The organism is Cyanobium sp. BA20m-14 (assembly GCF_024346295.1).
The window spans coordinates 1-13,078 of sequence record NZ_JAGQCR010000068.1 but is presented as its reverse complement, the minus strand read 5'-3'; the positions used below and the strand labels follow the sequence as shown (position 1 = coordinate 13,078).

Sequence of the window (13,078 nt, the reverse complement as noted above, 5' to 3'; positions counted from 1 at the left end):
TCACCGTGCTGGCGGTGCTGAGCATGGTGCTGGGCAACGTGGTGGCCCTGGCCCAGACCTCTATGAAACGGATGCTGGCCTACAGCTCGATCGGCCAGGCCGGCTTCGTGATGATCGGCCTGGTGTGCGGCACCGAGGACGGCTTCGCCGCGATGGTGCTCTACATGGCGGCCAACCTGTTCATGAACCTGGGCGCCTTTGCCTGCATCATCCTCTTCTCGCTGCGCACCGGCAGCGACCGGATTTCTGACTACGCCGGGCTCTACCAAAAGGACCCCCTGATCACCCTGGGGCTGAGCCTCTGCCTGCTTTCCCTCGGCGGCATCCCGCCGATGCTGGGCTTCTTCGGCAAGATTTATCTATTTTTTGCCGGCTGGGCCGACCACCAATACCTGTTGGTGGTGGTGGGTTTGGTCACCTCGGTGGTTTCGATCTACTACTACATCTCGGTGATCAAGATGATGGTGGTCAAGGAGCCCCAGGAAGCCTCAGACGTGGTGAAGGCCTACCCGACCATCTCCTGGAGCGTGGCCGGCCTACCGGCCCTACGCACCGCCCTGGTGGGTTGCGTGATTGTGACCGCCGTGGGCGGCATTCTCTCCAACCCCCTGTTCACCTGGGCCAGCCAGGCCGTCACCGGCACGCCGATGCTTGTGCAGGCGATCGGTTGAGCCCCATGAGCTCACCCGTGGCCCAGCTCGAGGCCGTCGACAAGGTTTACGGCAGTGGCGACACGGCCGTGCACGCCCTCGACAAACTCGATCTCACCGTCAACCGGGGGGACTACCTGGCGGTGATGGGGGCCTCTGGCTCGGGTAAGAGCACCGCCATGAACATCTTGGGCTGTCTGGATCGGCCCAGCAGCGGCAGCTACCTGCTCAATGGCACCCCGGTGGAAGGGCTCAGCGATGACCAGCTGGCCGACCTGCGCAACCGGGATCTGGGCTTCGTGTTTCAGCAGTTCCACCTGCTGCCCCAGCTGAGCGCGCTCGAGAACGTGATGCTGCCGATGGTGTATGCCGGGGTGCCGGCCGCCGCGCGACGGGAGCGGGCCCAGGCGGCCCTGGAGCGGGTGGGGCTGGGCCAGCGGCTCAACAACAAGCCCAACCAGCTCTCCGGAGGCCAGCAGCAACGGGTGGCCATCGCCCGGGCGATCATCAACCAGCCGGCCCTGCTGCTGGCCGATGAACCCACCGGAGCCCTCGATTCCCAAACGACCGCAGAGGTGCTGGACATCTTTGATGCCCTACACCAGGGCGGCATGACCGTGGTGATGGTGACCCACGAAGACGACGTCGCCGCCCGGGCCGAAAAGATCGTGCGCTTCCGCGACGGCCACATCCTGGGCTGAAACCCCGCCAGGCAGCTCAGCCCCTGACGCCTGGGGCCCCTGCAGGCGGCCGCTCGAGCCTCTGCAACAACTGCCCCATCAACAGGGCAATGGCATCGCTGCCGGCAGCTCCCTTGCCGGGATCAAGGTCGCCGGGATCCACCGCCACCCAGCCGCCATCGCCGGGCAGGCGCAGCTCGAAATGGAGGTGGGGCCCGGTGCTCAGGCCCGTGCTGCCCACCCGGCCGATCACCTCGCCCTGGCGCACCCGGTCTCCCTCCTTCACATACAGCTCACTGAGGTGGCCGTAGAGGGTGCGGCGACGGGGGCGGTCGTGCTCCACCTCGATGGCCAGGCCGTAGCCCCCCGCCAGGCCACTGCTCACCACCCGGCCGCCCAGGGCTGCCACCACCGGCGTGCCCTCCGGCGCCGCCAGATCGCGGCCGGCATGCATCAGCCAGCTGCCCAAGATGGGGTGCAGCCGGTAGCCGAAGTTGCTGCTGGTTATCGCCGAACCTATAAGAGGGAACAGCAGCTGGCGATTGCCGTTGCCGCCGATCGGCGCGGGCCTGGGCGTCACGCCGAACACATCGGCGAGGCGAAACGTGCCGCCGGCTCCCGCCAGCAGGGCTGAAACCGGCACGGTCAGGGGGGGCAGGGGGCTGGCAAAGCCGCCCGGCACCTCTCCGGCTATCGGACCGCTGCCTCCGTTGAGGCGACCTCGCCAGCGCACCACCACGCCGCTGCTGCATTCCTGCTGGGAGAGGGCTCCACTGCGGCAGGCCTGCTGGTGGGCGGGCACATTGAAAGGGGTGATGCCGGAGCCGCTGCGAATCCTGGCCCGCTCCGCCGGAGACACCACCCCATCTCGCACAAGGGAGTCGAGGGAGGCATCAAAGCGGGTGGGGGGACGGCTCGGCAGCACCGTCGGATCGGGCCGCAGCGGCGCCGCCCTGGGGGGAAGCGCTTGCTGCTGGGATGGCTGCCCAACTGGCTGCTCAGCGAGGGGCGGATCAACTGGAGGTGGCGGAAGCTGGGCCTGTTGCGCCGCTACCGGCCCCAGGCCCATGGCCCGGCCAACCATCGCCGCCACCGCTAGTGCGATCGCCACAGCTGGCAAACGCTGGACCATCTCAGGCAAGCAAAAACCTCGGCTCCCAAGGGTAGGCACCAGCACCGCCAAAGCTGGCCGGCGGGCTGGAGATGCTCAGAAATGGCGCTGCAGGGCCACCTGGCGGTTGCCCAGAGCCAGGCGCAATCGACCGCTGCCATCCAAACCCAGAACCTGCCAGGTCTCACCCCCGTGCAGCCAGCCAGCCGCCGGCCGCCACAGCCTGGCCTCGGCGGCGCTGCGCACCAGCTCGGGCTCGCTGGCGTGGGCGGCGGCCCAGTCGCAGGCGGCGAGCAGCCTGATCAGCAGCCGCTGGGGGCGGGCCTGGGGATGGCAGCGCCGGGCACCCAGGGCCTGGGCAAGGGAAATTGCGGCGGCAGGCACCCGGTTGCAACCGTTCAAGCCCAGGCCTACCTGGGCCCAGCGAATCGACCCACCCCGCAGCCGTAGCCGCGGCAGCAGGCCCGCCAGCTTGCGGTTGTGCACCAGCAGGTCGTTGGGCCACTTCAACTGCACCGGCACCCCCAGCTGCTCCAACTGCAGGGCCAAGCCCACCGCCACCGCCAGCCCCAGGGCCGCCGAGCTAGGCAAGGCCCCGGCCCAGGGGAAGGCCGCACTGAGCCAGAGTCCACCGGCCGGTGACTGCCAGGGGCGTCCCTGCTGGCCGTGGCCGAAGCGCTGGCGCCCAGCCTGCACAGCAAGCTTGGCCAGCGGCAAGCCAAGGCCCTGGCGCTGGGCCAGCCAGCGATCCAGCTCCAGCTCCGTGCTGGCACACACCGGCAACCGGCGCAGCTGCCAGCTCAAAGACCAGTCAGCCAGACGCCGATGCGGGCGGCAGCGGCCTCCAGCTCCGCCAGCGGCTGCACCAGGGCCAGCCGCAACCAGCCCTCCCCACCGGGGCCGAAGCCATTGCCGGGCGTCAGCGCCACGCCCGTGGCCTCGAGCAGGGCGGCGCAGAAGGCCTCCGAGCCCATGCCGGAAGCCTGGGGCGGCACCTGAAGCCAGAGGTAGAGCGCCATCGACGGCAGCTGCACCGGCCAACCCACGGCCTCCAGGGCGGCCGCCATCCCATCGCGGCGCTGCCGGTAGGTCGAGCGCAGCTGCTCGGGCCAGTGGGGAGCCTGCTGCAGGGCAGCGATCGCCCCGGCCTGCAGGGCCAGCGACTGGTTGAAATCCACCACCCCCTTGAGTTGGCGCAGGGCGGTGATCAACCACTCAGCCCCAATCGCAAAGGCAAGGCGATAACCACCCAGGCACCAGCCCTTCGAGAGGGAGAAAAATTCGATCCCGCAGCCACGCCAGTGGGGGGAGCGCAGCAGCGCCGGCGCCTCGCCATCGAGGGCCAGATCTACGTAGGGGTTGTCATGGGCGAACACCACGCCGTGGCGCAGGGCCAGCTCGGCGGCCCGATCAACCCAGGCCTGCTCGCCGGTGGTGGCGGTGGGGTTGTGGGGAAAACCGAGCACCATCAGCTTCAGGGCCTCCCACTGGCCAGGCCCCAGGGCTTCGAAATCGGGCCGCCACCCCGCCGCCCCGTCCAGCCCCAACAGCAGCGGCTCGGCCGATGCCAGCTGCAGGCCGCCCATGTGGGAGGGGTAGTAGGGATCGAGCAGCAGGGCCCGATCGCCCGGATTCAGCACCGCCAGCGGCAGGTGGGCCGTGCCCTCCTGGGATCCAACCAGCAGCAGCACCTCCGTTTCCGGATCCACTGCCACCCCAAAACGCTGCTGGGCCCAGTTGGCCACGGCCAGGCGGAAGGGGAGGGTGGCCCCATGGAGGCAGTAGGCCGAACTTGCCGGCTCTGCCAACTGGGCAGCCATCGCCTCGATCGCCGCAGCGGGGGGTTGCAGGTCGGTGGAGCCGAGCGAGAGGTCCAGCAGGGGGGTGAGGTTCTCGCTCGCAGCCCACGCCGCATAGGCAGACTTGCGCTGGTCGTTGCGGGCAAAGACGCCGCTGCCCAGCCGTGACAGCCGCTCAGAGATGGGCATCCACAAATGCCTGGAGCTGGGGTTTGGCCATGGCTCCCTCGTGGCGCGCCAGCTCCTGGCCGCCCTTGAACAGGATCAGGGTTGGCAGTCCCTGGATCTGCAGGGAATCGCGGATAGTGGGGTTGCCATCGGCCTCGAGCTTGCCCACCGCAAGGCGGCCGGTGTATTCGGCGTCGAGCCAATCCATCATGGGTGCCATCAGCCTGCAGGGGCCACACCACTGGGCCCAAACATCAACCAGCACTGGGTCAGCAGCATCCAGCACCTCGGTTTGAAAATTGGCGTCGGTGAGCTGAACAACGGACACGGCAAGGCCCCGCAAACTACTGGTGCTGAGCCGATTGTATGGAGAGGGAAGCCCCAGTTGGATGGCCAGAGGCCTCAGAGCTTGTCGATCGAGCGCTTCAGCTGCTCGAGCTCGGGGTCGAGCTCACTCACCTTGACAGGCTCCAGCTGGGGGGCCGCAACCCCGCCGGCCAGGCGGTTCTTCAGCGCCGCCAGCTCATCGTCCACATCGGGCGCGCCCTCCAGGGCCGCAAACTGGCTTTCCAGGTCTGCACCGGCCAGCTCGGCGGCCGCCTGGCTGCGGGCCTCCAGGGTCTGCACCTTTTCCTCCATGCGCTCGAAGGCCGCCATCGAGCTGTTGGTGCCCAGGCTGCCGACGGCGCTCTGCAACTGCTCCTGGGCCTGGGCCGCCTGGGCGCGGGCCTTGAGCATGTCCTTTTTGGTCTTGGCCTCGGCGATCCTGCTCTCGAGGGTGATCAAGCTCTTTTTGAGCTGCTCCACCTGGCCTGCCTGGCTCTGCAGCTGGGTGTTCAGGGCCGTGGCGGTGTCCTGGCAGGTCTTGCGGCGGCCGAGGGCCTCACGGGCCAGGTCTTCCTCACCCTTTTTGAGCGCCAGCTCGGCTCGCTCATACCAGGTGGCGGCCTGGGATTCGGCCTGCTCTGCCTGGTTCTGGATGCGCTTCTGGCTGGCGATAGCCGTGGCCACCGCCTGGCGCAACTTGATCAGGTCCGACTGCATGTCGGCCACCGATTGGTCGAGGATCTTGGCCGGATCCTCCATGGATCCCACCGCCGCATTGGCGTTGGCCCGGATCAGGCGGCTGAGGCGATCGAAGAAGCCCATCGGAGCTGGCAAGGGCGATGCTTGAGGGTAGCCAGAGTTTGGCGCGGTTTACCAGCGGGATTGCCGCACCCCCGATAACGTCAGCCCATGGCCAAGGCCTCCCGCCAGCAAACCCGCCAGATCGGCAACCTCAGCCTGCTGGTGCCGGCGCCGCGCCCACCCGCAAGCGGCCTGGCCAGCTGCCTGCGGGAGCTGGAGCAATGCTGGCAGCAGGGCGGGCACCTGGCGGCCCTCTGGCAGGCCTGGCCGCGCATCGCCGGCGCCCAGCTCGCCCCCCACTGCAGGCCCCTGCGCCTGCACAGCGGCCTGCTCACCGTGGGGGCGGCCCCGGGCCCCTGGCTCCAGGCCCTGCAATACAACCGGCACCAGCTGCTGGGGGCCCTGCGCGCCAATGGCTTCAGCGTGCGCGATCTGCGCCTGGAACAACACCACCCCGCGGCGGCCGCCCCCCCTGGCGGTCTGCAGGAAGGGGAGGTGTGGGCAGCCCACCCCAGCCGGGTGGATGTCCACGGCATGGCCACCTGTCCCCGCTGCAGCAGTCCGGCCCCGGCCGGGGAGATGGCCCGCTGGGGCCACTGCAGCTTTTGCCGCCAGAAGCAGCTGGCTCTGGCAGCCCGCCCCCCCGGCTAACTCAATAGCGCTCTGGGCGCGGCAGCCGCCAGTCGGCGGCGACCCCCTGCCGCTGCAGCTGGGCCGCCCGCTGCTCCAGCCGGCGGCGATCCAGGCGCCAGAGGCCATAGATGCCGCGACGCTCCAGCAGCTGGGGCTCGAGGCCCTGCCAGAAGGGCAGGGCGGCGGTGCCCGTATCGATCACCATCAGCAGGGTGGGCTGCTCGCCCGGGGTGCTGGCTGGCTGGCCGGGGCGGGTCTCGGTCCGAAGCCGGTCGGCCAGGTTGACCAAGTTGTGGGGCTCGGCCCCCTCGTAGATCACCACCCGGCGGCCAAAGTAGTGGAGGGAGGGCTTGAGCATCCCCACCATCGCCACCGGTTCGGCGGGGCGGGCTTGCCGAACTAGTGCCGAGGCCATCTGCCGCACCGGCAGGCCCCGCAGCCGATCACCTAGCTGCCAGGCAGGTTGGAGCACCAAGGGCACAAAGGCAAGCAGGGGAAGCTGCAGCGCCAGCAGGGCGGCGGCGCCACCGCTGCGCGCCTGGGAGCGCCAGCGAGCGAAGGCCAAGCCCAGAACCACGGCGAGGGCGTAGAGCCCCCCGCCCAGCAACAGCCAGCCACCGGCCAGCAGCTCCGTGGCCAGGGCCGGGATCTCCGGCGCCACAATCAGCGGCACCCAGAGGGGAGAAGCCAGCCAACCGACCGCCAGCAAGGCCGTCAGGGCAACGCTGAGTCGCCAGGCCCAGCCCAGCCCCCGCTGGGCTGCCAGGGCAATCAGCAGGCCCGCCGCCGGCGTGGCCGGCAGCCAGTAACTGGGCAACTTGGTCGCCGCGGCGGTGAAAAACAGCAGCACCGCCAGCAACCAGCAGGCCGCGAAACGCTGCAGCGAGAGTTCAGGCGCCAGGGGCTTCGCCGGCCGCCAGCTCCAGCGAAGGGGGCCCACCCCCTGGGCCAGGCCCAGCAACAGCAGGGGCGTGACCGGCAGGCTGGCGATCACCAGCACCGGCGCGAAGAACCACCAGGGCTGCAGGTGGTTGTTCACCACCACCGTGAAGCGCTGCAGGTTGTGGTAGCCAAAAAAGCTGCGCCAGAAGGGTTCCCCTGCCACCACCAGGGCGGCCCCGTACCAGGGAAGGGCCACCAGAGCCGTGATCGCCAGCCCCGGCAGGGGCCTCAGGCGCCGCCAGAGAGCGGCCATATCTGCCTGCAACCAGCCAAACAGCAGCAGGGTCAGGCCCAGCAGAACCACGGCCACCGGCCCCTTGGCCAGCACCGCCAAGCCCAGCAGCAACCAGCAGCGCCACCAACCCTGGCCCCGGGCGGCATAGGTCTGCCAGCCCAGCAGCAGGCTGAGGGCCAGGAGACCTGAAAACAGGGCATCACTGACGGCGATACGGCCCCAGAGCAGCACCAGGGGCGAAAGGGCAAAGGCAAAGGCAGCCGTCAGGGCGACCAGGGCCGGCCGGCCGGGCCGCTGGGGCCAGCGCAGCAGGGTGTCTACCAGGGCCAGCATCACGGCGCCGCAAGCCAGGGCCGAAGGCAACCGCGCCGCCCAGGTGCCCAGGGGGTTCCAGAGCTCCTGGCCGGGGAGGGCATAGAGCAGCCCCATCGCCCAGTAGACAAGCGGCGGCTTGTCGAAGCGGGGCAGGCCGTTTACCCGGGGGATCAACCAGTCACCGGTTTCGGCCATGGCCCGGGCCGAGGCAGCAAACAGGGGCTCGGTCTCGTCCACCAGGCCGGAGCTGCCCAGCTGCCACCCAAACAGCACCAGGGCCACCGCCGCCGTGATCAACAGCACCTGACGGCGCTGGAACGAAGCGACGGGCGGCGGGGCCATCCGGCCAGGGCGGAGGCATCGAACCTATCCCGGCCCTATCCCGGCCAGATTCGCGGGCGGCCGGCGATGGCATTGGGAGTTTGCAGAAACACGCACACGCCGAGCACGCTTCCCCCAAGCAAAAGCTGATTTCTTGCTTATTTCAGCTCTCAGCGCAGTTCATACGGCTGGGCGAGGCCCGTTTGGGCAGTTTTTGAGGCTTTTGGCCGTGCAATTGGCCACACCTCTGGGCAAAGCGCTGCTCACGCTGCCTCCATCGCCGCGGGACGGAGCAGATTGCCCAGGCGGATCAGGTTGTAGGCGATCACATGCAGACCAAACACCGCAGCGGCCTTTTCGGTGCCGCGCAGTTTGAACTGGCGCAGTCCGCCCCACTGTTACTCCTGCGGAGAAGACTTCCTCTAGATCCAGGCAAACACCTTCTCGATGCCCTGCGGGCATTGATCGACTTGGCGTAGCCCTCGTGGCGGGTGGTGCGCCCGTCAAAGGCGTAGCCGCCTGCGCGAGCAGTGTTCTGGGCCACGTGGGGCGTGACGCCGATGCGACGCATCTCAGAGACAAAGCCCTTGGTGTCGTACCCCTTGTCGGCACCAAGGGTTTTCTGGTGGGCACCGGGACGATCAGCTGCCATTGATTTGGCCGCATCCCGTTCCCCGGTGCCCACCGCTTGGGTGACTTGGCAATCCACTATCAGGGCATTGCGGTTGTCCATGAGCACGTGGCCCCGATAGCTCGGATGGGATGGATGGGCGTGTGACTTGCGGGCCAGTAGTGCGTCTGGATCCGTCCTTGAGCGGTGGGTCTTGTTGCTGAGCTTGACGCCGCGGAAATCGCCCTTGGCCCGCTTCTTGCTTTCTTGGTGCTGACCAAAACCCTCTCCAGGGCCTGATGGCGGTGGTGGTGGTTCGTCCTGACCATCGATCCGCTCCAGGGAGGCATGGGAGGCCCAGGTCTGCAGCAGGATGCCATATACTGAAAAGTGCTCATCGCTGAGCAACGGCTTGACCTCTGGAGCCGCCATTAGCTTCTCCAGGAACCTGCCCATCACCTGGTCATTGAGGAGCCGTTCGCGGTTCTTGGTAAACGTGATGGGGTGCCAGATCGGATCGTCGGGGCTCAGGCCGACAAACCAGCGGTACAGCAGGTTGTAGTGGAGCTGCTCGAGCAACAACCGCTCCGAGCGGATGCCGTAGAACGCCTGCAGCAACGAGGCCATCAGGAGTTGCTCGGGCGGGACTGAGGGCCGGCCTTCTGCGGCGTAGAGCTCGCAAAAGGTGGGATTGAGCCGATCAAGGGACTGATCCGCCAGTTTCCAGATCCGCCGCAGCGGATGACTGGCCGGGATCCGCTCCTCAATCGACACGTAGGAGAACAGGGAGCCGCTGCTCTCCCGGTGACCTCGCATCTGGGCTGGGCAGTTGCCCTATTTTCGCGCAGGTCTGGTTTTTAAGCAAACTCATAAGGCCCACCATGGCACTGAGCCTTGGGCCGTAGCCGTAGTGACTGGCCTCTACATCGGCCGCCAGGGTTGTACAAGTGCACCACTTATAAACAGGCGGGTGGTGTGCAGAGCAACTCCTTATCTTCTATAAGGCTTCGCCAACGGAGGAGCTGCGCCTACCGCCTGGATCAGTGGGCCCTCCAGCTCCAGGGTGCTCAACAGCTATTTGGGGGCTGCTTGTTCAATGGATTCGCCGGTGTCGTAGGTCGTTTGGGCCAGGGCGACGCCAAGATCCCGGGCATAGACCGTCACCTGGGTGCGCGGCGACAAATCGGTGACTGCCATCTTCGGCCTCAACCGCAGAGCCTCGCAGCGTCATTCGCCGCAAATAAGCTGCTCCAGACCCTCGGCCCCGCCTGCGACCTGGCTGATCATTCAGGCCTGAACCACATCGCCAAAGTTCTCCAGGTGAGCCTTGTTGTAGCCGTCAGGCTTCCGCGCAGCGGTCTAGGTAAAGGAAGGTGGCATCGGACCGCCGACGCTTGAAATCCAAGCCCAGCAGCGTGGCCAGCAACAGGAACCACTGTGGGTAGCTCACACCACGGCAAACGCGTCAATCGGGGATGGCCTTGAGAAAGCTGATTAGCTGCGGCGTCTGGGATTTGGGGGCATGGAGTTGAGCCATGCCCGCCGACCAAAGCCAATGCTGCCAGGCCCCGCCAGCACGCCGTGGACACACTTTTTGGCGACCCTGCGGTAGTAACGCATAAGGCAATCTTATGAGTCTCATTACCGCGACAGCCCTGTATTGCCATGCGGTCATCGCCCTCGGCGAAGCACGTTGTTCCGGGCGCGAGGTGGGTGTAAGATTGGGGGATTAGGGCTCTAATACTGTGATAAAAGCTTCGATCCACGGCAAAATCGTTCTTGCCTACGACGCAGGCCTGTTAGATCTTGACCTGCTACTCGGCGGGCTAGAAGGCGATGTGCTTGCCGTTCCTGTGCATACCCAGGACGACGCCTTAGCTGTGGTGGATGCAGCGTTGAAGGCCACCGGCTCCAGGCGCCTGATGGTTTTGTGCCATGGCCGCGCTGGCGAGCTGATGCTGGGTGCTGAAGTGATCGACCAAAGTGCGCTGGAGAGGCGGGCTGCCCTAGTGGCCAGCTGGGGAGTGCAGAGCATCGACCTCTATGCCTGCCACGTCGGAGCCGACAAGGCCTTCGTGCAAGCCCTGGAGCAACTGAGCGGTGCCGTGGTAGCTGCCAGCAATCGTGTAGTTGGCCACGCATCAGTGGGCGGCAGCTGGGAGCTGCAAGGCGTCGCTAATTCTGTAGTTCCGTTTTCTCGCTCAGCTCAGGACGCGTGGAGCCTGGCACTAGGCGTTGACCTTGCCTTCAATCCTGGCGTTGATCCCAGCAACCCCCCCCTCACCGGCTGGGACGAAAACAACAAGCTGATTCCCAACGGATCAATCTCGGTAGCCGAGGCAAACTTCCTTCTTGATCTGTCCCCCGGCGTCACCCTCAAAGCCTCCATTTACCCAGCAGATACCGCCGCAAACCTGGCGGCTCTCGCCGGCACTGGCCGAGTCACATTCGTACATGTATTCATAACTGGCTCAGTGGCTGCAGCGGATCTCAGCTTGATCCGTCTCGCAACAATTGGCACCATCAACGGTTCGGCGCTCACCGACATCAACGGCACCGCTGCTGCTGTCCTTCAAGCGCTAACCGCCCTCGATACAGATCCCACCAACTTCAATACCCTCCTCTCGGCAGGTGCCGCGGCTGCAGCCGATATAACGGCCATCGAGACCGCAAATGGCACTGGCACCATCGGCGGTTCGGCGCTCACCGACATCAACGGCACCGCTGCTGCTGTCGTTCAGGCCCTCACCGATCTCGATACAGATCCCACCAACTTCAACTCCGCTCTAACTGGAGTTGCGGCTGCAGCTGATATCACGGCCATCGCAACAGCCAATGGCACTGGCACCATCGACGGCTCAGCCCTCACCGCCATCAACGGCACCGCCGCAGCTGTCGCTCAGGCCCTCACCGATCTCGATACAGATCCCACCAACTTCAACTCCGCTCTAACTGGAGTTGCGGCTGCAGCTGATATCGCGGCCATCGCAACAGCCAATGGCACTGGCACCATCGACGGCTCAGCCCTCACCGCCATCAACGGCACCGCTCTTGAAATCATCACCGCTTACAGCCTCGGAATTTCGGGTCTCGGTAATAAAGCACTGAGCGTCACTAATTCATCCATCAGTGTTGAAACCGCCAATGCCATCGCCGCCAATACCTCCGGCATCGTCACCGCGACGATCAGCGAGCTGGAAGTCACAACACTGCTGATGCTGGAAGATGACCAGGTCAACGCCTACACTATCAAAGCCGAATCGATAACAGTCGACCAGGCAAACGACCTTCTTGAGCTTACCTTCGGCGAAGTCAGTTGCAACATTGAGATCCGTGATACAACCGGTAACGCCGCAGACCTCGTAGCCACTCTCAGCGGCCCTGAGGGTAACCGACTCAAAATCGTACACCTATATATAGTGGGCTCAGCGGCTGCAGCCGATCTCAACACTATTCGTTCCAAATTTGGAACGAATATAGCTGGCTACATCGAACCTACGTCGGCGCTCACCGACATCAACGGCACCGTTGTAGAAGTCCTTGAGGTCTTCACCACCGGCGGTGGCGGTCGTAATTTCGGTGATGTCGCCACAACTGCCAATGTCACCGTCAACGATACGGCCGGTGTTGTTCTGGAAGCCAGCGCCCTGAGAACCCTCGGCGGTAACACCTCCGGTGTGGTCACGGTGAGCAAGGCGGTCGTTATCTCTGGCAGCGCTGCAGAAGTCACCGCAGCTTTGGTCAACCCCGACACCCTCGTTGTTGCCACAACTGCCAATGTCACCGTCACCGACCCCATCGGCGTCGATGCTGTCAATGACATCGCCGCCGAAACCGATGGTGTGGTCACCGCGACGATCAGCGACGAGGACGTCACAACACTGCTGACGCTGACGGATGACCAGGTCAACGACTACACGATCACGATTAAGGATGGGACGGCAACAGCCGCGGATCTGAACACGATCGACGGCAAGACCTTCGTTGTGGTGGATGCCACCGCTGTCGGAACCATCAGTGGTTCCCTGGCTGAGCTCCTCGCTGCCACCGACGATCAGTCCACGCTGGATACAGCTGCCAACGTCGTTCTGACGGTGACTGATGCGGACACGGAAACGCTGCTGGCGACAGATCTGTCGACGCTTGGCGGCAGGACCACCGGCACCGTCACAGTCTCCAATGCCGTCACCATTTCCGGTAGCCCCTCTGAGGTGACCGCTGCTCTGGTCACAGCCGACACCCTGGTTGTTGCCGCCGCTGCCAAGGTCAGCATTTCCGGCAACACCTCCGTTGGAGAAGCCAATGCCATCGCTGTCAAGACCGCTGGTGTGGTCACCGCGACGATCAGCGAAGAGGACGTCACAACACTGCTGACGCTGACGTATTCACATGTCAACGACTACACGATCACCATCGATGACACCACCGGTGCTGCAGCGGCTCTCAATACACTCGATGGCCTGACCTTAGGAGTCATCAACGCCGG

11 protein-coding genes and 1 pseudogene are annotated in these 13,078 nt (G+C 65.7%); 4 read left to right on the top strand and 8 right to left on the bottom strand.

From position 1 onward, the window contains the following. On the top strand, positions 1 to 671 hold a 671-nt coding region (locus KBZ07_RS08250; protein ID WP_261355666.1), incomplete at its 5' end, for a proton-conducting transporter membrane subunit. A 5-nt stretch (positions 672 to 676) separates the two neighbouring features. Then, positions 677 to 1,351, top strand: coding sequence for an ABC transporter ATP-binding protein (locus KBZ07_RS08245; RefSeq protein ID WP_254931160.1), 675 nt, complete (start codon positions 677 to 679; stop codon positions 1,349 to 1,351). 16 nt (positions 1,352 to 1,367) lie between these two features. On the opposite strand, the gene KBZ07_RS08240 is transcribed toward KBZ07_RS08245, so the two are convergent. The 5 genes from KBZ07_RS08240 to KBZ07_RS08220 all read right to left on the bottom strand — a co-directional run bounded on the left by KBZ07_RS08240 (position 1,368) and on the right by KBZ07_RS08220 (position 5,557). Continuing rightward, positions 1,368 to 2,441 (bottom strand): M23 family metallopeptidase, encoded by a 1,074-nt coding sequence (locus KBZ07_RS08240; RefSeq protein WP_254931159.1) that lies wholly within the window; start codon positions 2,439 to 2,441, stop codon positions 1,368 to 1,370. Positions 2,442 to 2,537: 96 nt separating this feature from the next. Next, positions 2,538 to 3,245, bottom strand: a complete 708-nt coding sequence (locus KBZ07_RS08235; protein WP_254931158.1) for a biotin--[acetyl-CoA-carboxylase] ligase — start codon at positions 3,243 to 3,245, stop codon at positions 2,538 to 2,540. Then, positions 3,242 to 4,429 carry an aminotransferase class I/II-fold pyridoxal phosphate-dependent enzyme gene (locus KBZ07_RS08230; RefSeq protein ID WP_254931157.1) on the bottom strand — a complete coding sequence of 396 codons (1,188 nt, stop codon included), beginning with the start codon at positions 4,427 to 4,429 and terminating at the stop codon, positions 3,242 to 3,244. The genes KBZ07_RS08235 and KBZ07_RS08230 overlap by 4 nt, the downstream gene beginning before the upstream one ends. Continuing rightward, entirely contained in the window at positions 4,416 to 4,736 is a 321-nt protein-coding gene (gene trxA, locus KBZ07_RS08225) for a thioredoxin (RefSeq protein WP_254931156.1), read from the bottom strand. Before trxA ends, KBZ07_RS08230 begins: the two co-directional genes overlap by 14 nt. Positions 4,737 to 4,810: 74 nt before the next feature. After that, positions 4,811 to 5,557 carry a PspA/IM30 family protein gene (locus KBZ07_RS08220; RefSeq protein WP_254931155.1) on the bottom strand — a complete coding sequence of 249 codons (747 nt, stop codon included), beginning with the start codon at positions 5,555 to 5,557 and terminating at the stop codon, positions 4,811 to 4,813. A gap of 87 nt (positions 5,558 to 5,644) precedes the next feature. On the opposite strand from KBZ07_RS08220, the gene KBZ07_RS08215 reads away from it, so the two are divergent. Beyond that, complete coding sequence (locus KBZ07_RS08215; RefSeq protein ID WP_254931154.1) at positions 5,645 to 6,187, top strand: DUF721 domain-containing protein; 543 nt, start codon at positions 5,645 to 5,647, stop codon at positions 6,185 to 6,187. Between the two features lies 1 nt (position 6,188). Here the strand turns inward: KBZ07_RS08215 and KBZ07_RS08210 are convergent, their stop codons facing one another. From KBZ07_RS08210 to KBZ07_RS08200, 3 genes and pseudogenes are all read right to left on the bottom strand, one after another. After that, a complete protein-coding gene (locus KBZ07_RS08210; protein ID WP_254931153.1) occupies positions 6,189 to 8,003 on the bottom strand; it encodes a glycosyltransferase family 39 protein in 1,815 nt (604 codons plus the stop codon). A gap of 242 nt (positions 8,004 to 8,245) precedes the next feature. Beyond that, a pseudogene (locus KBZ07_RS08205) lies at positions 8,246 to 9,408 on the bottom strand (IS5 family transposase). Positions 9,409 to 9,666: 258 nt separating this feature from the next. After that, positions 9,667 to 9,789: a hypothetical protein gene (locus KBZ07_RS08200; RefSeq protein WP_254931152.1), complete on the bottom strand. Its 123-nt coding sequence runs from the start codon at positions 9,787 to 9,789 to the stop codon at positions 9,667 to 9,669. Between the two features lie 548 nt (positions 9,790 to 10,337). Between KBZ07_RS08200 and KBZ07_RS08195 the strand changes: the two genes are divergently transcribed. Next, the coding region (locus tag KBZ07_RS08195; RefSeq protein WP_254931151.1) for a DUF4347 domain-containing protein at positions 10,338 to 13,078 on the top strand (2,741 nt) is incomplete at its 3' end.